Below are 21,102 nucleotides of genomic sequence, written 5' to 3' on the forward strand. Positions count from 1 at the left end.
AGAAGGAGGGTGACCCCATGGCCAATTTAAGGGTGCATCGCGTCGCCGAGCAGATGAAAAAAGAAATGGGCGACATTATCGCACATCGGCTCAAAGATCCGCGTGTCGGATTTGTCACAGTGACAGGAGTAGACGTTACCGGCGATCTTCAGGATGCCACGGTTTATGTCAGTGTTCTTGGTGATGAAGAAAAGAAAGCGGCGACACTTGAAGGGCTGGAAAAAGCCAAGGGCTTTATCAGAAGTGAAATCGGCAAAAGAATTCGTCTCAGAAAAACCCCTGAAATACAGTTTAAGTTTGATCAGTCTATCGAATACGGAAGCCACATTGACCGTCTCATCAATGATCTGCATCACAGGGATCAGTGAGGCCTCGACAATCGTATGATCAATGGAAGTGAAGCAAAATTTATTTAAGGGATGTCTGACCATGGCCGAGTACGATGGACTTTTACCGCTTAATAAACCGCGGGGGATGACTTCCCACGACTGTATTGCCAGGCTAAGAAAACTGCTGGAATTTCGAAAAATTGGACATACCGGTACACTTGATCCTGAAGTGGACGGCGTTCTTGTTCTCTGCCTTGGAAAGGCAACAAAAATTGCCCAGTATCTTCTTGATTACGGAAAAGTATATAAGGCCGTTGTCCACCTCGGGAGTTCGACGACAACTGAAGACGCTGGCGGTGAAATTATTGAAAGACGGGCCGTCCACACGACAATCGGCCGGGAAGAGCTGAAATCTGTTTTCAAGTCATTTGAAGGCGAGATTGAGCAGACTGTCCCGATGTATTCTGCGGTAAAAGTTAATGGGAAGAAATTATATGAATACGCGAGGGCTGGCATTTCGGTAGAGCAGCCTGTTCGCAGGATTACTATCTATGCGTTGAAAATTGACGGCAAAGAAGAAACCTTTCAGGAAACTATTCCGTTCAGCGTTTCATGCAGCAAAGGAACGTATATTCGGACGCTGGCTGTTGATATTGGCCGGAAGCTTGGCTATCCGGCTCATCTGGAGTCACTGACTCGAATCAAAGCGGGTCCTTTCGCTATCGCTGATTGTCTGACTTTCGAACAGATAGAGAGTAAACTGGCTGAGGGACGGTTTTCTGATTGCCTGCGACCGCTCGAATACGGTCTGAGTCAGATGGATCATTGGACTGTAGACGATGATACCGCCGGAAAAGTTCTTCATGGAGCAGTTCTTCATGCACCGGGAAATGTAACAGGAAAAATATTTGCTGTTTTTAACCAGAGAAACTGCTGTTTGGCAATATATGAACAGCACCCGGAAAAAAGCGGGTTTATCAAACCGAAAAAGGTTCTGGCGAGTAACCCCGAATAGACGGCCGGGAGAATCCTGCCAGATTATCAGTTCACAGGATTAGAAGGTGCCTGCATTGGAAAAGATTTTTTTGGATCAACAGCCTTTTATCGAGAAAAATGACAGCAAAGAAAAAGTAATTGCACTAGGTTATTTTGACGGCGTGCATCTGGGCCATCGCCAGGTGATCGAAAAAGCGGTCGAGATTGCTTCTGAAAAGGGGCTTGAATCCGCGGTCATGACTTTCTATCCGCATCCATCTGTTGTTCTTAGCCCGAACAAAGCGCGGGAGGACTGCCTGACGCCGCTTGAAGAGAAAGCTGATCTGATTGAAAAGCTGGGTGTAGGTCTCTTGGTTTTTGTCCATTTTGATCTTCAGCTCAGCCGGCTTTCCCCGCAAGATTTTGTCGATCATTATCTGATTAAGTTTCACGCTAAACATGTAGTGGCCGGATATGATTTTACATTTGGCAGAATGGCTGAAGGCAATATGGATAACATAGACCAATTCTCACGCAGTATGTTTAGTTATACAACCGTTCCAAAAGTTGAAAGGTTTGGCGAAAAAGTGAGTACAACGCATATTCGCCGCCTCATTACGGAGGGAGCGGTGGATGACGCCGCTGTGCTTCTGGGCCGCCCTTACCAAATTACGGGATCTGTTGGTCACGGTGACCAAAGGGGAAGAACGCTTGGTTTTCCCACTGCCAATGTTGAGACGGATCATCCGTATGTTATGCCGGCGAATGGAATTTACGCTGTTCGCATGAACGTTGACGGGGAGTCAATGGATGGTATTTGCAGCATTGGTACACGGCCGACATTTTATCAGCAGAAAGAGGCAAAAACGACAGTTGAAGTTTTCTTGCTGAATTTTTCAGGTGATTTATACGGAAAACATGTTACCGTTGACTGGTATAAAAGGCTTCGGAGTGAAATAAAATTTTCAGGTGCGGATAGGCTAATTGCTCAAATGGAAACAGATAAAAAAGATACAGCTGCTTATTTTAAAAACTTAAAGGAATAGATTAATAGCGTGTCCCAAAGTTTTTTGGACGCCATCTATAAAAAAACGGCGGGCTATCTTGAATTGCATCGCGAGAACGTGTAAAATAACGAAGTACAGTTAACGGAGTTCCGTTAAAATGTATAAGAACCCATGCCCGGCTGCTCGCTCCACCGGCGGCAGCTGCGCTTGCGGGGATTTGAGATAGGGAGGTGAAAGCTGATGGCTTTAACAAAAGAGCATAAAACTCAGCTGATTCAGGAATATCAGATGCACGAGAACGACACCGGTTCACCGGAAGTTCAGATTGCCGTTCTGACTGAACAGATTAATGCATTGAACGAACATTTGAAGGTCCACAAAAAGGATCATCATTCGCGGCGCGGACTTTTGAAAATGGTTGGTAAGCGTCGTAATTTGCAAAATTACCTGCGTGGTAAAGATGTTAAGCGATATCGTGATTTGATCAATAAATTGGGTCTGCGTCGATAAGAGCGATGGAGAAGCGGGAGCATTCCCGCTTTTTTATTAGCCAAATTTATATAAGCTGCCTGATCAGAAACAGGCGGTTTTCCAGGCAAAACCGGGAAGAGGTGTGGCATAGATATGGACCTGCAAAAACATATTTATAAATTGGACTGGGCGGGAAGGCCGCTGCGTATTGAAATCGGAGAAGTTGCGAAACAGGCGAACGGTGCGGCTTTTGTCTATTATGGCGATACGGCAGTACTTTCAACAGTCACTGCGTCCAAGGGACCAAAGGAAGGATCCTTTTTTCCTCTGACCGTTAATTATGAGGAAAGGTCCTATGCTGTCGGAAAGATTCCCGGAGGCTTCATTAAGAGAGAAGGAAGGCCGAGTGATAAAGCAACACTTTCCGCACGACTGATCGACCGGCCGATCCGTCCTCTGTTTCCTGAAGGTTTCAGAAACGAGGTTCAGATTGTCAATATGGTGATGAGCCTTGACTTCGATTGTAGTGCACAAATGGCTGCCATGCTTGGTTCATCTATTGCGCTTTCTGTTTCAGATGTACCCTTTGGCGGACCTATTGCCGGAGTGATCATAGGCAGGATTGACGGAAAATTTATCGTCAATCCGACGGTCGCACAGGCAAAGCAGAGTGATCTTAATCTGACAGTTGCGGGCACTAAAGAGGCCATAAATATGGTAGAAGCCGGTGCAGACCAGATCCCGGAAGAAGTGATTCTGGACGCCATTCTGTTTGCTCATGAACAAATTAAGAAATTGATCGCTTTTGAAGAGCAAATTATTGAGGAAACCGGTAAAGAAAAGATGAAAGCGGTTCTCTTTAAGGCTAGCGACGGGATGGAAGAACGCATCCGCACACTTGCGAGTGACAAACTTGACAAAGCTATGCGCACCAAAGAAAAAAAAGCGCGCGAGGCAGCAATCAATGCTGTCAACGATTCTGTGACTGCTGTTTTTGAAGAAGAGAACAAAAACAGTGAAGAACAGCTTGATCTAGAACTGATTAATGAAGTGCTACATAACATTTTAAAAGAAAGGGTCCGGCGGATGATTGTTGTCGAACATCTCCGTCCCGATGGGCGTGCTATCGATGAAATTCGTCCACTTTCAGCGCGTGTCGGCCTGCTTCCCCGGACACATGGATCAGGTTTGTTTACGCGCGGCCAGACACAGGTGCTCAGTGTCTGTACACTCGCGCCATTGAGCGATGTTCAGACATTGGACGAATTTACAGCCGAAGAATCCAAACGCTTTATCCACCATTATAACTTTCCGGGTTTTAGTACGGGCGAAGCAAGGCCTGTAAAATCGCCGGGTCGCCGTGAAATTGGTCACGGCGCTCTGGGCGAACGGGCACTTGCACCGGTCATACCCTCTGAGAAAGATTTCCCGTACACGATACGTTGTGTATCGGAAGTGCTGGAATCGAATGGTTCCTCTTCTCAGGCCAGTATTTGTGGCAGTACACTTGCACTGATGGATGCGGGTGTGCCTATTAAAGCGCCCGTTGCGGGGATTGCCATGGGGCTTGTGAAACATGGCGATGATGTTGTTGTTCTGACAGATATTCAGGGACTGGAAGATTCTCTTGGCGACATGGACTTTAAGTGTGCCGGGACGGAGGAAGGAGTCACGGCGCTCCAGATGGATATTAAGATTTCTGGAGTGACCCGCGATATTCTGGCGCGTGCACTGAATCAGGCAAGAGCCGGGAGAATGAAGATTATGGAGACACTGTTTGACGCGATTTCTGGACCGCGTCCTCATCTCTCGGCATTTGCGCCGAAAATTATCCAGATGTCGATCAATCCTGCAAAAATTCGCGATGTTATCGGTTCAAATGGAAAAGTAATCAACAAGATTATCGAAGAAACAGGGGTCAAAATTGACATTCAGCAAGACGGATCAGTGATGATTTTTGCTATTGACGAAGATAATGGTGAGCATGCGAAACAAATGATTGAAGATCTAACCAGGGAAGTTAAAATGGGTGAGATTTTTACCGGCAAAGTCAAACGAATTGAGAAATTCGGCGCTTTTGTCGGACTGTTCGGGCATACGGATGGCTTGGTTCATATCTCCGAACTTGATACGAAACGGATTGAAAATGTGGAAGATGTCGTGCGGATCGGCGACGAAATGCGTGTCAAAGTCATTGATATCGATCATCAGGGGAGAATCAAGCTCTCCAGAAAAATATTGCTGGTTGATTCGCAGACACAAAATGAAACGAACGTGCATTGAAGCAATCAATGAAGCAAGAAACTTTTTCATTAGAAAATCTTTAAAGCCGGCCGCCAGCCGGTTTTTTTGTACTATAAGAAGAAAGTATGATTTTAAGGATTATAGTGTAATTAGCCGGACAGACATCGGCCTTTCGAATAGGAACGTGCATGTCCTGTGCACAACATCGAAGTCACCGCATCCCGCATCCTGCGGAAGTACGTCCTGTGGCATGTTCGGCATTGGGCACCCCGGGCCGTCACAACTAAGACTCAGTCTGTGCCAGAAGGCTTGACTTTGCCAAGTTTTCTTTATGCCGGACAGTTTTACACCAATGGATAGGAATAATATGTAAGAAAGCACGGAAATCTATTTGTTTGGTATGCTTTAACGTGCTATAGTATAATGTAATTTAGTCGTAGTTTCATGGTTTGATAGAAAACAGGAGGATTACCTTGTGGTTATAAAACATGTAGCGTCGAATGGTGTTAGAATTTTACTTGAAAAAATACCTTCCGTCCGTTCAGTCAGCCTGGGAATTTGGGTCGGCACGGGTTCCAGATATGAAAATGAATCAAATAACGGTATCTCACATTTTATTGAACACATGCTCTTTAAGGGAACGGAAAACCGGACTGCACGTCAGATTGCCGAAGCTTTTGACAGGATCGGCGGGCAGGTTAATGCATTTACTTCAAAGGAATGTACCTGTTATTATGCAAAAGTCATGGATCGCGATGCCTCTTATGCACTCAGTGTGTTGGCAGATATGTTCTTCCACTCGCGATTTGACAGGACAGATCTTGAGAAGGAAAAACAGGTTATTGGCGAAGAAATTAAAATGTATGAGGACACACCGGATGATCTGGTTCATGATTTGTTGAGCGCTGCAAGTTTTGCACACCATCCACTTGGCTATCCGATCCTGGGGACTAAAAAGACACTGGCTGATTTTAGCCCTGAAGATCTTAGAACGCACATGCATACGCATTATACACCGGATAACATTGTCATCTCGATTGCCGGCAATGCTGATGAACATTTTATTAATGAAGTGGATGAAATATTTTCACAGTATCAGGTGCCCGAAACAGAAGAACGGCAGCCTGCCCCATCTTTCAATCCGGGAAAAATTGCGCGTCGGAAAGAAACGGAACAGGCGCATATCTGCTTTGGGTTTGAAGGAGTACCGAGCCGCGATGAGGCAATGGTTCCGCTGATGGTCATGGACAATGCTTTAGGCGGGGGCATGAGCAGCCGGCTGTTTCAGGAAGTGCGCGAAGAACGCGGGCTTGCCTACTCCATTTTTTCATTTCATACGTCATTTAAAGACAGTGGCCTGTTGACGGTTTATGGAGGAACTGCCGCCAATAAGATTGAGGAATTAGGTAAGACGATACTGGAGACCATTCATAAAATGATCAGAAAGGGACTCACGAAGGAAGAACTGGACAGCAGCAAAGCCCAGATTAAGGGCAACATGATCTTTGGGCTTGAAAGCACGAACAGCCTGATGAGCAGGAATGCGAAGAATGAATTGATTCTAGGCCGTGACCGACCGATTGATGAATTGATTGAAAAAATAGATGCGGTCACGCTGAGTGAGGTGCGCAATGTTGCTAAGAAAATTTTTGAACGGCCCTATTCGTGTTCCGTGGTCAGTCCGACGGGAAATCTACCGGCCGCAATATAAATTCTTTGATCCAATAGCAAGGTGCCTGGGGTTATTCCCCGGGCTCTTTTTTTATACGGCTTTGTTAAACTAATCTGTTGCTTTTCGCTCCATGCGCTCGCTTTCCGCGGGCTCCTCGCTCAATACTTCAGCCATATTTATTTTTAAGTGGCGAATCAACGCAAAAGTGAAAAAAATCAACAGAAAGCATGCAAGAATCGACAGAACCAATACGAGAATCAACAGAATTCAAGAAAGAATCAACAGGACTTGAGAAAGAATCGGCACAGCCAGTATCAGCGCCCCTTGAGTTCACTCACCAAGAGCTTGGCCGAGCCCAAGTTTTCTTTACGCCCAAAGGTTTTCACACTGGCGGGCGTTTGTCATAACATAAAGTGTTGAAAGAAAAAAAGGCTATATTTTTATACCATTATTGTAGCCACTCGGAGGGAAAGTCAAAATGCTGACAAACAGGCATATCGTGATCCTGGGAGGGGACGCCCGGCAGATAGAAGTGATCGATAAATTGATTGGCCTTGATGCCCGTCTTTCGCTTGTCGGCTTCGATCAGCTGGACAGAAATTTTAACGGAGCCGTCAAAGCAAAGATGGAAGAAGTAGATGCAGGGACAGTTGACAGCGTAATTTTGCCGGTCAGCGGAACAGATAAGGATGGTAATGTAGAGACAACTTTTTCAAATGAATCCATTAAACTTACACAAGGCTGGCTTGATCAGACACCTGAGCACTGCACGATTTATTCAGGAATTTCGACAGCCTATCTGGATAAAGTTTCTCATGAGACAAATAGAGAAGTTGTCAAGTTGTTCGAACGGGATGACGTGGCGATCTATAATTCGATACCTACCGTTGAGGGAGCGATTATGATGGTGATTCAGAACACAGATATCACCATTCACCATGCCCATGTCATCGTTCTTGGACTGGGCCGAACAGGCGTTAGCCTGGCACGGGCTTTCCATGCGCTTGGAGCGTATGTGAAAGTCGGTGACAGAAGGCCTGAGCATATTGCAAGGGCTGTTGAAATGGGCGTCGATGCGTTTTATCTGAAAAATCTGGCAGATGAAGTTCATGATAATGAAATTTGTATTAATACTATTCCGGCGCTTGTTCTAACAAGCAGAGTTTTGTCGAGGATGCCCTCAGGCAGCTTTATCATCGATCTAGCCTCGCTGCCGGGAGGAACAGATTTCCGTTACGCGAAAAAACGCGGGATCAAAGCAATCATTACACCCGGGCTGCCCGGTCTTGTTGCACCGAAATCGGCGGGGCGGATCATTGCCAATGTCATGGTTGAGCTGTTGCAGGAAAAGTTTAAGGAGGAAAATCAGGATGACGCTTAAGGGCAAACACATCGGATTTGGCATCACAGGTTCACATTGCACCTACAGTCAGGTTGTCCCGGAAATTGAAAAACTGGTAAAAGCCGGCTGCCGCGTGACAGTATTTGTCACATACACCGTAAAGCATACAGACACCCGTTTCGGAAGCGGGAGAGACTGGGTGGCAAGAGTTGAGGAGATTTCAGGCAGTCCGGTGATTGATTCAATTGTTGACGCGGAACCTTTCGGACCGAGGACGCCGCTTGACTGTATGGTGATTGCCCCACTGACCGGGAACTCAATGAGCAAATTCGCAAACGCGCAGACAGACAGCCCGGTACTCATGGCGGCAAAAGCGACTCTGCGAAATGGCAATCCTGTTGTCCTTGGTCTATCTACCAATGATGGGCTCAGTCTTAATCTGCAAAATATTGCGAAGCTTATTGTCGCAAAAAACATCTATTTTATTCCCTTTGGCCAGGATGACCCGATCCATAAACCCAATTCCCTCGTCGGCAAAATGGATCTGCTTCTTGATACCGTTGAATCTGCTATTCTGGGAAAACAAATTCAGCCGATTCTTGTCGACAAAACGAAGTAAAGAAACCGCTGGATGATCTTCTCTCTCATGCAGAATATGTTAAAATAAAAAAAGATAATTAGGGCGGAGAAGATGGTTCAGCCGGATTCTCCCTTTCTTTCGACTATCATTGATTATATAATAGAAAAAATGACAGGCATACTGAGGAGAGATGGTTTTGCTCAAGACAGAAGGATTAAAAGTAGCGGTGGTTGGCGTAACAGGTGCCGTTGGAACCAGAATGCTCAAAATGCTCGAAGAATCGCCTCTTCCGGTCAAATCCTTTCTTCCATTGGCTTCAAAGCGTTCTGCAGGTAAAAAAGTTATTTTTGGCGGAAAAGAATGGACGGTTGAAGAAGCCAAGCCCGAATCTTTTGCGGGCATTGATATCGCTCTGTTCAGCGCGGGAGGCTCAGTATCCAAACAACTGGCTCCGGAAGCAGCTTCAAGAGGCGCCATTGTCATTGATAATACAAGCGCATTCAGAATGTATGAAAATGTACCCCTTGTTGTTCCGGAAGTTAATGAGAAAGCGCTGTTTCAGCATCACGGCATTATTGCCAATCCGAATTGCTCAACAATCCAGATGGTTGTCGCGCTTGAACCGATCCGCAAAGCTTACGGATTGAACCGGATTATTGTCTCAACCTATCAGGCTGTTTCAGGAGCTGGTGCGAAGGCCATGCAGGAACTGAAAAATGAAGCGAAAGACGTGCTTGAGGGGAATGCGCCTGAACCGGAAATTTTGCCTGTAAAAGGTGACAAAAAGCATTTTCAGATGGCTTTTAACTGCATCCCTCAGATTGATTTATTCCAGCCAAACGATTACACTTTTGAAGAAATGAAAATGATAAATGAAACAAAAAAAATCATGGACGATCAGTCATTGAAGGTTTCGGCGACCTGTGTCCGCGTTCCGGTTGAAATCAGCCATGGCGAGACAGTTTACATTGAGATTGGCAAAAGCGGGGTGACAGCCGCAGATATCAAAAACCTTTTGTCAGATGCACCAGGTGTTGTCCTGCAGGATGATCCGGCTCACCAGGTTTATCCGATGCCCGCAGATGCAACCGGAAAGAAAGAAGTTTTTGTCGGCCGAATCCGCCGTGATCCCGATCTCGAAAATGGTTTCCATCTTTGGGTTGTTTCCGATAACTTGTTAAAGGGTGCTGCATGGAATTCAGTTGAAATCGCGGAATCCCTTCTAAAACTCGGACTCGTAAAAGCCTGAATGACTTTTTGTGTTTACCCGGGAGTGCACGCTTATGGCCCCCGTTTCGAAAGGATGAAAATGATTTGAAAATCATCGTACAAAAATTTGGCGGGACTTCTGTTCAAACTGATGAAATGAGAAAACATGCAGTTCATCATGTCGTCCGTGCAGTAAATAACGGCTATAAAGTCATTGTTGTCGTCTCAGCAATGGGGCGTTCAGGCGATCCGTATGCGACTGATACATTGCTAGGCCTTGTCAATGAATCGGAAAGCTCACCGCGCGAACGGGATATTCTGATGTCCTGCGGTGAAACGATTTCAATGGTTGTCTTTTCGGGCCTGCTGAAAGCCTCAGGTATCCGATCAGAAGCTATGACCGGCGCACAGGCAGGATTCCGGACGAACAGTTCTCATAATGAAGCTAAAATTATTGAAATGAAAGTCAATCCTCTGCTGAAAAAACTTGAAGAACTTGATGCCGTGGTTGTTGCCGGTTTTCAGGGACAGACGCAGGATGGAGAAATCACAACGCTCGGCCGCGGTGGGAGCGACACTTCTGCCGCTGCGCTGGGGGCGGCTGTAGATGCGGACTGGATTGATATTTTTACAGATGTTAACGGCGTTATGACAGCTGATCCGAGAATTGTCAGCGATGCACGGCAACTCTCAGTATTAACTTACAGCGAGGTATGTAACCTCGCTTATCAGGGCGCAAAGGTGATCCATCCGCGTGCTGTGGAAATTGCCATGACGGCGAAAATTCCGATCCATATCCGTTCCACACTCTCAGAAGATCTGGGCACTCTTGTGACGACCATGAATCAGTCAGGACGCGGCAGAGACATTCAGGAACAGCCTGTCACGGGTATCACCTATCTTAAAGGAGTGACGCAGATCCGTGTCCGGGCCGGGAAAGACGAGTTTGATCTTCAGGCTAAAGTTTTTAAGGCTATGGCGGAGCAGGGGATCAGCGTAGACTTGATCAATATCAGCCCAAGCGGCGTAGTCTATACCGTCATGGCAAAGGTGACGGAACGAGCAATCCGGATATTGAAAACAATGGGCTATGACCCGGAAGTCCTCACGGGCTGTGCGAAAGTATCCGCAGTCGGGGCAGGGATGGCCGGTGTTCCCGGTGTTGCCTCGCGGATTGTAAATGCCCTGACAGAACAGGGAATCCGCATCCTGCAATCGGCTGACTCTCACAATACAATCTGGGTCCTTGTCAGGCAGGAAAAAATGGATCGCGCCGTGAATGCTCTCCATCGGGCTTTCCATCTCGAAGCAGAGCACAGCGAAGCGGATTTGGAACATCCAAAACAGGAGTGAGTAAAATGGATTTTGGGAGAATGCTGACTGCAATAGTCACACCCTTTGATGAAAATGGAAATTTGAGTCTGAACAGGACAACGATTTTATTGGAACATCTGATAGAAACGGGTTCCGATGGTGTAGTTGTCTGCGGTACAACCGGGGAGTCGCCAACACTGACGGACGATGAAAAACTGACGCTTTTTGATCATATCGTTAAAGTCGCGGCAGGACGGATCAAGGTCATTGTCGGTACCGGAGGGAATAATACACGACAGTCTGTCCAGTTTTCTCAGAGAGCCGCGAAACTTGGCGTTGATGCGGTCATGGCTGTTGCCCCGTTCTATAATAAACCTAACCAGGAAGGCATTTACGAACATTATAAAGCGATTGCTGAGAGCGTCGATGTTCCTGTGGTGATTTATAATATACCCGGGCGCTCAAAAGTAAATATTGAAGCCGGTACGATTATCCGGCTGTCTGAAATTGAGAATATCGTAGCGATAAAGGAAGCAAGCGGTAACCTGGACCAGATGGCGGCAATCATCAGCGGTACGGGGGATGATTTTCATCTGTACAGCGGCGATGACGGGCTGACTCTGCCGATTCTGTCCATCGGCGGCCGGGGCGTGATATCGGTTGCGTCGCACATTATCGGACCCGAAATGAAAGACATGATCGGCAATTTCCTGGAGGGTAATAATGAAAAAGCAGCTTCGGCGCATCGGGCCATGCTACCATTCATGCGGGAGTTATTTGCTGCTCCCAGCCCTTCGCCTGTAAAAGCGATGCTTAACAAATTGGATATTCCGGTCGGCGGGGTTCGTTTGCCGATGGTGAAGCTTACTGGTCAGGAATTTGCAAAACTGTGGCAGGTTTACCAGACTTACCGCGATAAATCGGGAACAGCGACAAAACATTTGGCAAAATAAAATTAAAAAAGTAAGGGTGAATAGGAAATGTATTCTTATTCACCCTTTTTGTCTTTCGTTTTTCGTAAGGGTGTCAGATATGGGAGTGTTATTAAGCGGATTCACTCCGTTTGGTAAACATCGGATGAATCCATCATGGGAAGCAGTCAGATGCTTGGACGGGCTTCAAGCTGCCGCTGGTGTTACACTCATTGCGACAAAGCTTCGTAGTTTACGGACAAGCTGCTGACCGTCTCATTTCTTCATGCAGGTTTTCAATGAAAAGTTGTACTTTGTCCTGAGGTTTGGTTATAATAAAAGCAATGATTAGTTCGGGTCAAAAGCGATGACTGCTCAACTTAATAGGAGGAATGCCCATTGACACATTCGAAGCAAAACGGCATTAGAATTTATGCAATGGGCGGCGTTGGCGAAATTGGAAATAATATGACGGTCATTGAAACAAGTCATGACATTTACGTTATTGATGCAGGTTTGATGCATCCGCATGAAGATATGCTGGGTGTGGATACAGTGATCCCGGATGTGTCTTATCTGGTTGAAAAGCGTGATAAAATCCGGGCAATTCTGTTGACACACGGTCATCTGGCGAATATCGGCGGATTGCCGTATCTGTTGAAAGAATTAAATGTTCCTGTTTACGGAACCGGATTGACACTCGCACTGGTTCAGGAGAGCTTGAAAGAAGTTGGTGAGAGCTATCAAAAAGATCAGCTTGTGACTATAAATCCGGATCGGGAAATAAAAATCGGCCAGTGCCGTTTTTCATTTTTCCGTACCTATCACAGTGTTCCGGATGCGATCGGAATTGCCATTCATACCCCACAGGGAAATATCGTTCACACAGGTGATTACAAGTTTGATTTTACGCCCGTCGGCAGCATCCGAACGGAAGTCAGTAAAATTGCCGCGCTTGGTGACGAAGGCGTGCTCTGTCTTCTCTCTGACAGTAAACATGCTGAAATCCCGGGGAAGGCGCCAACTGACTCTTTGATCGGGGATCAGTTCAACCACATCCTGTATTCTGCAGTCGGACGGGTGATCGTTGCGATTCACGCGACAAATCTACACCGGATCCAGCAATTTGTGGATGCTTGCGCACTTCATGGGCGCAAGGTTGCAATTGACGGCAAATTCCTCGACAGCACTATTTCTATTGCTGTCAGAAACGGAATCTTGAATGTACCTGGTGACATATTTTTGTCATGGGAAAAAGCGCTGAAGTATCCCAGTGAAAAACTGGCTATTTTAACGAGTGGCCCTGATGGTGATCCGCTGACTCCGCTGACAGGCATGGCTAATCATATGCACAAGGGATTAAAACTCAGGGAAAATGACTTGATTATCTATGCGGCGTCCCTGACCCCAAGCAATGAAAAAACGGTTACTAACGCGATTGATCAGCTGATGAGTGAAGGGGCCCAGGTGATCTTCGGCAAGTCGGTTCATGTTTCAGGACATGGGTCTGCTGAAGATATTAAATTAATGCTGCAGCTTACAAGGCCTAAATATCTGATCCCGATTGACGGTGAATTCAAGATGATGAAGGCGCAGCAGGAAATTGCTGAATCAATGGGCATTTCCGCAAGCCGGGTCTTTCTTCTTGATCGGGGTGATGTTGTCGAACTGATTAAGGGTGAAGCCAGACAATCCGACTCAGTACCTTCAGGTCAGCTTCTCGTTGACGGCCTTGGTGTCGGGGATGTAGGCAACATTGTGCTGAGAGACCGCCGGTTGCTGTCGCAGGATGGTACCGTCATTGTTGTTGTAACATTGGGAAGAAAAACAAAACGAATTCTTGCCGGACCGGAAATCATTACCCGGGGATTTGTCTATGTCAGAGAGTCTGAAGATCTGCTCGATCAGGCTAATCAGATTGTCTCTGAGGTGCTGTCCAAGGCACTGACACAGCATGTTTCCGAGTGGTCATCGCTTAAAAGCGGAATTCGTGATGCATTGAGCCGTTACTTTTTTGATAAAACCAAACGCCGTCCAATGATATTGCCAATTATCATGGAATTTTAAAAATCGGGCCTTAGCGGGCTTGATTTTTTTATGCCGTTAAGAAATTTAGAGGGAACGGTATAAGGTCTGAACAAAAAGAGGAACTTTGAGGAATTTGATAAGTAACTAAAAAAGAAATTTCGAAAGGAACTTCGACTAAGACCGTGCACGTCCTGTGCACAACGCCGAAGTCACCACGTCCATTGGCATGTTCTGCATTAGTCCTCCTGCAGCCGTCACGACCAGGGCTCAACCAACCAAGAGTTTGATTTTTCTTTATGTGCACTGTCCGCGGCCTTTGCGAAAAATTGCCATTTAGAGTAAATTTAAGACATAGGGAGCAGTGTCCTGCAATCTATTGGACAACCATCCATAACAAGAGATTCATTTATTTTTTTATTATTTTAGAGGTGTGAGCATGGCAAAAGGGAAGCAAAGACGCACGCGAGCAAAAAAGGGATGGAAGGAAACACTGATCTATGAGGTTGGTGGATTATGCATGTTTTCTCTCACCTGTATCGGGATCAGCAGCCTTGGCGTCGCAGGTGAAGTGTTGAAGGAAGCCTGTCGCTTTTTTGCAGGGGACTGGTGGATCATCCTTTTGCTTTTTTCTCTGGCGTTGTCTGTCTACTACGTGCTGTTCCGGAGACAGCCGTCTTTCTTTACAAGAAGGATGTCCGGTTTTTATCTGCTGTCCTTGGCGTTGATGCTGATCAGCCATGTTCAGCTGTTTGAAACACTTTCAAAGGTTAATCAATGGCAGAACCGCTCGGTCATTTACAATACTTTTTTGCTTTTTCAAGGTGAACTGACGGGGACTATTCCGGGAAGCGGGCTGGGCGGCGGTATGATCGGTGCCATCGAATTCGCTTTTTTTCACTATCTGTTTGCTACAATAGGCACGCTGTTCATGAGCGGGGTCATGATTATTGTGGCATTAATTCTGATTACCGGTCATTCACTGCGAGATACCGCAAGAAAACTTTTCGGGGGTACGTTCAAAAGCATGCGGAAGAGTTTTCTGGGCGGAAAAGAAGCTGTTCGTAGACTTTTCTCAAGGAAAGCCAAAAAAAGCGGCAGGCCGGGTACCGGACATAACCAAACGGGTTTGTCAGTGGATGCACCGCCAGAAGAACTCTCTTTCCCGGAACCGGAAATACACGATTTTAATGAGCGTCAGGCTGCGCAGGCGGATCCCCCGCAGGATATGCCTCCTGTCCCGAAGCAAAATCTGCCTGCTGCGAATGTCGAGATGCCGGATTCAGCTGATTTCATGCACACATCCGTCGAAAATGAGGACTATCAGCTGCCGCCACTTGAATTACTCAATCATCCGCGTAAAAATGCCCAGAATAATGAACGGAAGCACATCGCGGAGAATGTACGCACGCTTGAGCGGACCTTTGAGAGTTTTGGCGTGCGTGCAGCGGTCCGCGAAGTCCATCTCGGACCGGCTGTCACCCGATATGAAGTTTATCCGGAAGCAGGCGTAAAAGTCAGCCGCATTCTGGGCCTGAGCGATGATCTTGCCCTTGCCTTGGCAGCAAAGGATATCCGGATTGAAGCGCCGATTCCGGGCAAATCGGCGGTCGGGGTCGAAGTCCCTAATCGGGAAGTAGCGATGGTGGGGCTGCGTGAAGTTCTTGAATCGAAGAATGCCAAAAACGCAGTATCAAAACTGACGGTTGGTCTTGGCCGTGATATTTCAGGTGAACCGATTTTATCTGATCTGAACAAGATGCCCCATCTGCTCGTAGCTGGCGCGACAGGAAGCGGAAAAAGTGTCTGCATCAACAGTATTATTGTTACACTTCTGATGCGTACCAAACCGAGCGAGGTCAAGCTTTTCATGATTGACCCAAAGATGGTTGAACTGAACGTATACAATGGCATACCCCATCTTCTGACGCCGGTTGTGACTGATCCTGGAAAAGCAGCACAGGGTCTGAAAAATGTGGTTGGGGAAATGGAGAGAAGATATGAGCTTTTTTCTGAAAGCGGGACACGGAATCTGGAAGGTTACAACGAAACAGTCAGAAAGTTTAACGCTGAACATGAAGAAAAGCAGCCGCTCATGCCTTATATTGTCGTTATTATTGATGAATTGGCAGATCTGATGATGGTCGCTTCAAAGGATGTGGAAGAAACGGTTACGAGGCTTGCACAGATGGCCCGGGCAGCGGGTATTCATCTGATTATCGCAACACAGCGTCCTTCTGTGGATATTATTACCGGGGTAATCAAAGCCAATATTCCGTCACGTATTGCTTTCAGCGTTTCTTCCATGATGGATTCCCGTACTATTCTTGATTCAGGGGGTGCCGAGAAACTGCTTGGGAAGGGCGATATGCTTTTTCTACCCATCGGTGCTTCAAAACCTGTCAGGATACAGGGCGCCTTTTTGTCTGATGATGAAGTTGAAAATGTGGTACGCTACGTGATCGGGCAGCAGAAAGCCCATTACCGGAAAGATATGATTCCTGACGAACAACCGGAAGAAAACCAGGAAAAAGTGGATGATGAGCTGTTTGATGACGCAGTGCAGCTTGTTGTCAACATGCAGACCGCAAGTGTTTCGATGCTTCAGCGCCGTTTCCGCATTGGCTATACACGTGCGGCACGTTTGATTGATGCAATGGAAGAGCGGCATATTGTCGGTCCTTATGAGGGCAGCAAACCCCGCGCTGTGCTTGTGCCAAAACAAAATGATGAAGCAAATACCCGCTGAAGTTATTTTGAAAGAACGAATATATTTATAGTGCGGCGTGAGCCGGCATGAGGATGATGTGATGTGGAAAATGTTCTAATTACGGGCGCCAGTGGCGCAATCGGACAGGCGACAGCGAGAAAAATTGCGGAGTCCGGCCATTCCATTTATCTTCACTACAATACGGGTGAAAAAAGGGCAAATGATTTGTCTCAAGAACTTTCTGCACAGTATCCGGATCAGTTTTTTACCTGTGTACAGGCGGATTTGTCGGAAACTCGAGGCACTGAAAAATTACTGGGTGAGCTTGATCTTCCGGTCAGCGGTGTCGTCTATAACTGCGGGAAAAGTCAGGTAGGGCTTTTTCAGGATGTACCGGAGCACATAGTACAGGAGTTCGTCCAGCTTCAGTTGACGAGTCCTTTCCGTTTAATTCAGCATTTAATTCAGCCAATGATTCGAGCAAAAAAGGGAAGGATCATTTTTGTTTCGTCAATCTGGGGGTTGACCGGAGCGTCGACAGAGGTACTGTATTCTATGGTAAAGGGCGGCCAGAACACTTTTGTCAAAGCGCTGGCGAAAGAGGTCGCTCCCAGCGGGATTACCGCTAACGCGGTAGCACCGGGAGCCGTTAATACGCCGATGATGAATGAATTCAGCAAAGAGAACATTGAATTAGTCAAAGATGAAATCCCGATGGGCAGGTTGGCACGGCCTGACGAAATTGCTTCGCTGATCCAATTTCTTATGAGCCCGGCCTCCGGTTATATAAGCGGCCAGGTCATTTCGGCGAATGGTGCCTGGTATTGCTGATTTGCCTAATACGCTTGTTTTGGCGCGACATAATGAGACGTGGATACTGTCGATGCTGAGAAGGTTTTCACGGCAATATTTCTTTAGCAACATTATCGTTAAAAAGGTCAGATTATGATAATATTAACAAAGGAAGAAAACTAGTTGTTCATTTTGGCATACAGCGGGAAATGGCATCTGGAATACGAATACATAAAGATTAGGCCGGGATGAGGCCTAATCGGTCATATTTTGGGAGCCATTCACCTGACGAGAGCACGGGATCCGGTATTTAGGGAATAGTTAGCTGTTTGTTATGGACTTACCCTGAAGGGAATGTGAGCAGGATCCATTCATTTTGCAGAAATCAAACCGGTCTTTTTGCCGAATAAAATTGATTGCTTTAGCTTTACAATCGCGGCGGTGAACAGATAATAGTTAATGAACGAAACCCAGCGGTCGGATAAAACATGATCTGACCTTAATTAATAATGGCAGGTGTTTTTAGTGAGTGAACTTGGTCAAGCATTGCGGGAAGCCCGGGAGGAAAAGGGGCTTTCTCTGGACGATCTTCAGGAAGAAACAAAGATTCAGAAACGCTACCTCTCGGCGATCGAGAAGGGCGATTTCAAGCAGCTTCCGGGTGATTTTTACCTTAGGGCGTTTATTAAAAGTTATGCTGAAGCAGTCGGGCTTGACTTTAGCACATTTGCTCAGCAGTATGCTTCGGAGATGCCCAAGACGCATCGGGATACTTCTGCCGATATTCATACATTGCCGCCCAGCGGTTCGGAAGAGGTTCCGGCAGTCCGATCGGGGCCGGTCAGATCGAGAAGACCCGGCCGGTCGAGTCCAGTTAGATGGTCTTCATTCATTAATAAGGCTATTACCGTTGTCTTTATACTGATTGTTCTGGTGCTCGTTTATATACTGATCACTGGGATTATGAGTCACCAGGGGAGTCAAACGGGGGAGAAGAGTCAGGGAGCAGGTTCTTCGGTTTCTTTTAAAGGCACCAGCGCTTCGAGTTCAGGAAGTTCGTCAAGCTCTTCAAGAGCGAATTCCACCAGTTCCTCCTCCAGCGATGCTTCATCTGGGCAGCAGACAATAAAATTGGATAATACTCAGGGGCAGATTTCGACTTATACGTTGACCGGGACGACTAAATTTATGGTAGTTGTTTCTTCTAAGACGGGGCTGCCAGCTTGGTTTATGGCAAAAGATGCAAAGACAAATGTGCAGATTCAGCAGGGGATTGTTTCAAATAGCGGAAAGAAGTCCTTTCAATTTGATGCGTCAAGCGTCCAGTCGCTCTCTCTGAGGTTTGGCAGTGTTCCCAATACTTCTTTAAAGATTAATGGACAGTCATTTAATTTTCCAAATAATGGCACGACGCAAGACATAATCATCAATTTCAGTAAATGATAAACCGTTTATCAGCGGGGCCAGCCAGATATGGCGGCTCCGTTTTTTTAGGCCGATCCTTCCAAATTGTGTATTTTATGTGTCTTGCTTGAAAATAAATGAATGTTTTTCTCATATTGAGGAGGATTCTGACGTGAATATCGCTAATAAGTTAACTGTAACCCGAATAATTATGATCCCCGTATTTTTGATTTTTCTTCTGTCCCCGATGGACTTAGGTGCTTTAAGTTTCGGTCACTTTTTACTTCCGTTTTCCCATTTGCTTGCTGCCCTTGTATTTATTATTGCTTCCATTACGGACTGGCTGGACGGGCAGATCGCCCGAAAACGGCATTTAGTCACTAACTTCGGCAAATTTCTGGATCCGCTTGCCGACAAGCTGCTTGTCATGAGCGCGTTTGTATCTTTTACCGGCATGGGCAGGATGGCTTCCTGGATGGTGATCGTTATCCTCGCACGAGAATTTGCTGTGACCGGTCTCCGTCTTGTGGCAGCGGGGGAGGGGGACGTGATCGCCGCCAGCAAAATTGCAAAATGGAAAACTTTTTCTCAAATGCTTGCCATCATTTTCTTCCTGTTTAATAATATTCCTTTCGGGATCAACGGTTTCCCGTTTGATCAGATCTTGCTTTGGATTGCCGTTATTCTGACGATCCTTTCCGGAGCTGACTATTTTTATAAAAATCGTGACGTTTTGCTCCGCTCAAAGTGATTCATTCTGGTTGCGCTTAGAGTCCGGGTGTTTGATAATAAAATGGATGAATAGCAACAAAGAACAGAAAGATGGGAGTCTGGCATAATGAATGCAGAAATTATTGCGGTCGGATCGGAACTGCTCCTGGGTCAGATCGCTAATACAAATGCCCAGTTCATATCAGAACAGCTTGCGCTGCTTGGAATTGATGTTTATTTTCACACCGTATGCGGTGACAATGAATCCAGGCTTTGCGATTCAATCAAGCAGGCAGAATCACGCGCGGAACTGATCATTTTTACCGGTGGGCTCGGTCCGACAAAAGATGATCTGACCAAAGAAACAGTGGCCAAACTGCTTGGAAGAAAATTGGTAACGAATCAGCAAGCGATGGACAGCTTGCTGGACTATTTCAAGGCAACAGGGCGGGAAATGACGGAAAACAATCTGAAGCAGGCACTGGTCATGGAAGGCAGCCATGTGCTGCCGAACAGACAGGGGATGGCCCCAGGAATGATCGTTGAATCAGGCGGGCATATTTATTTGCTGATGCCGGGTGTTCCTTCAGAAATGAAACCGATGTTTCTAGACTTTGCAAGGGATTATTTTGCCCGTAGCTACTCGCAACACATTCAGTCACGTGTACTTCGTTTTTTTGGTATCGGTGAATCCCAGCTGGAAACGAAAATCATTGATCTGATCGATGCCCAGTCCAATCCGACAATTGCGCCGCTTGCCAAAGAGGGTGAAGTCACCCTCAGACTGACGGCTAAACATACAAGCAAAGATGAGGCAGAAAAAATGCTGGATCGGATTGAGCAGAAGATCGATCAGCGAGTCGGCACCTATCTATACGGCTATAATGAGGAATCACTTCCTGAAGTTGTATTCAGATTTTTAACATCTGAACGGAAAACGATTGCCTTCGCCGAGAGTCTAACGGGTGGAATGGCTTCGGAATGGATGACCGGTTTTCCAGGTGCTTCCTCTGTCCTTAATGGAGGCGTTGTGTGCTACACGAATGCAGTTAAGGAACGCGCACTTCAAATTCCTTCAGAAGTGCTTGACAGTGACGGTGCTGTCAGTGAGCGATGCGCAAAATTGATGGCTTCTTCAGTACGCTTGCTCTGCGGGTCGGATATTGGGATTAGCTTTACAGGTGTTGCAGGGCCGGATAAAAGTGAGGGCAAAGAGGTAGGTACCGTTTATATTGGATTTGCCGACGCGGATGGTTCCAAAAGTTATCTGTATCATTTCAGGGGATCACGGAGGAAAATCAGAATTCAGTCGGTCAAAACCGGCTATGATCTGATTCGAAGATATCTGCGACACTTGCCGGTGGTTGGAAAATAATGCTGGAGCCCTGCCAGATACGAATAAATAT

18 protein-coding genes are annotated in these 21,102 nt (G+C 46.5%); all 18 read left to right on the plus strand.

The features are described from left to right. Positions 1–17: 17 nt before the first annotated feature. The 18 genes from rbfA (at position 18) to COP04_RS09390 (ending at position 21,071) form a co-directional block, all read left to right on the plus strand. Positions 18–368: a 30S ribosome-binding factor RbfA gene (rbfA, locus tag COP04_RS09310; protein ID WP_100487724.1), complete on the plus strand. Its 351-nt coding sequence runs from the start codon at positions 18–20 to the stop codon at positions 366–368. A 61-nt stretch (positions 369–429) separates the two neighbouring features. Continuing rightward, positions 430–1,344, plus strand: a complete 915-nt coding sequence (truB, locus tag COP04_RS09315) for a tRNA pseudouridine(55) synthase TruB (protein ID WP_100487725.1) — start codon at positions 430–432, stop codon at positions 1,342–1,344. Between the two features lie 55 nt (positions 1,345–1,399). Beyond that, positions 1,400–2,350 (plus strand): bifunctional riboflavin kinase/FAD synthetase, encoded by a 951-nt coding sequence (locus COP04_RS09320; protein WP_100487726.1) that lies wholly within the window; start codon positions 1,400–1,402, stop codon positions 2,348–2,350. Between the two features lie 201 nt (positions 2,351–2,551). Continuing rightward, positions 2,552–2,821: a 30S ribosomal protein S15 gene (rpsO, locus tag COP04_RS09325; protein WP_100487727.1), complete on the plus strand. Its 270-nt coding sequence runs from the start codon at positions 2,552–2,554 to the stop codon at positions 2,819–2,821. A 114-nt stretch (positions 2,822–2,935) separates the two neighbouring features. Next, positions 2,936–5,065, plus strand: coding sequence for a polyribonucleotide nucleotidyltransferase (gene pnp / locus COP04_RS09330; RefSeq protein ID WP_193437407.1), 2,130 nt, complete (start codon positions 2,936–2,938; stop codon positions 5,063–5,065). Between the two features lie 436 nt (positions 5,066–5,501). Next, positions 5,502–6,737 carry a M16 family metallopeptidase gene (locus tag COP04_RS09335; protein WP_100487729.1) on the plus strand — a complete coding sequence of 412 codons (1,236 nt, stop codon included), beginning with the start codon at positions 5,502–5,504 and terminating at the stop codon, positions 6,735–6,737. A 439-nt stretch (positions 6,738–7,176) separates the two neighbouring features. After that, positions 7,177–8,079, plus strand: coding sequence for a dipicolinic acid synthetase subunit A (dpaA, locus tag COP04_RS09340; protein WP_100487730.1), 903 nt, complete (start codon positions 7,177–7,179; stop codon positions 8,077–8,079). Further along, a complete protein-coding gene (locus tag COP04_RS09345) occupies positions 8,069–8,659 on the plus strand; it encodes a dipicolinate synthase subunit B (RefSeq protein WP_100487731.1) in 591 nt (196 codons plus the stop codon). Before dpaA ends, COP04_RS09345 begins: the two co-directional genes overlap by 11 nt. Positions 8,660–8,810: 151 nt before the next feature. Then, positions 8,811–9,869 (plus strand): aspartate-semialdehyde dehydrogenase, encoded by a 1,059-nt coding sequence (gene asd, locus COP04_RS09350; RefSeq protein ID WP_100487732.1) that lies wholly within the window; start codon positions 8,811–8,813, stop codon positions 9,867–9,869. Positions 9,870–9,934: 65 nt separating this feature from the next. After that, entirely contained in the window at positions 9,935–11,182 is a 1,248-nt protein-coding gene (gene dapG, locus COP04_RS09355; protein ID WP_100487733.1) for an aspartate kinase, read from the plus strand. Positions 11,183–11,187: 5 nt separating this feature from the next. Then, on the plus strand, positions 11,188–12,096 hold the full coding sequence (gene dapA / locus COP04_RS09360; protein ID WP_100487734.1) for a 4-hydroxy-tetrahydrodipicolinate synthase: 909 nt from the start codon (positions 11,188–11,190) through the stop codon (positions 12,094–12,096). A gap of 79 nt (positions 12,097–12,175) precedes the next feature. Beyond that, the gene (locus COP04_RS19555; protein WP_157800240.1) at positions 12,176–12,325 is read left to right on the plus strand and encodes a pyroglutamyl-peptidase I family protein; all 150 of its coding nucleotides are present in this window, start codon (positions 12,176–12,178) and stop codon (positions 12,323–12,325) included. 128 nt (positions 12,326–12,453) lie between these two features. Then, positions 12,454–14,121 carry a ribonuclease J gene (locus COP04_RS09365; RefSeq protein WP_100487735.1) on the plus strand — a complete coding sequence of 556 codons (1,668 nt, stop codon included), beginning with the start codon at positions 12,454–12,456 and terminating at the stop codon, positions 14,119–14,121. Positions 14,122–14,518: 397 nt separating this feature from the next. After that, positions 14,519–16,828: a DNA translocase FtsK gene (locus COP04_RS09370; protein ID WP_100487736.1), complete on the plus strand. Its 2,310-nt coding sequence runs from the start codon at positions 14,519–14,521 to the stop codon at positions 16,826–16,828. Between the two features lie 63 nt (positions 16,829–16,891). Then, on the plus strand, positions 16,892–17,620 hold the full coding sequence (gene ymfI / locus COP04_RS09375; protein ID WP_100487737.1) for an elongation factor P 5-aminopentanone reductase: 729 nt from the start codon (positions 16,892–16,894) through the stop codon (positions 17,618–17,620). 486 nt (positions 17,621–18,106) lie between these two features. Next, positions 18,107–19,024, plus strand: a complete 918-nt coding sequence (locus COP04_RS09380; RefSeq protein ID WP_100487738.1) for a helix-turn-helix domain-containing protein — start codon at positions 18,107–18,109, stop codon at positions 19,022–19,024. A 133-nt stretch (positions 19,025–19,157) separates the two neighbouring features. Next, positions 19,158–19,736, plus strand: a complete 579-nt coding sequence (gene pgsA, locus COP04_RS09385; RefSeq protein WP_100487739.1) for a CDP-diacylglycerol--glycerol-3-phosphate 3-phosphatidyltransferase — start codon at positions 19,158–19,160, stop codon at positions 19,734–19,736. Between the two features lie 87 nt (positions 19,737–19,823). Beyond that, positions 19,824–21,071, plus strand: coding sequence for a competence/damage-inducible protein A (locus tag COP04_RS09390; protein ID WP_100487740.1), 1,248 nt, complete (start codon positions 19,824–19,826; stop codon positions 21,069–21,071). Positions 21,072–21,102: the final 31 nt, after the last annotated feature.

It is taken from the genome of Sporolactobacillus pectinivorans (assembly GCF_002802965.1).
Lineage (GTDB): Bacteria > Bacillota > Bacilli > Bacillales > Sporolactobacillaceae > Sporolactobacillus > Sporolactobacillus pectinivorans.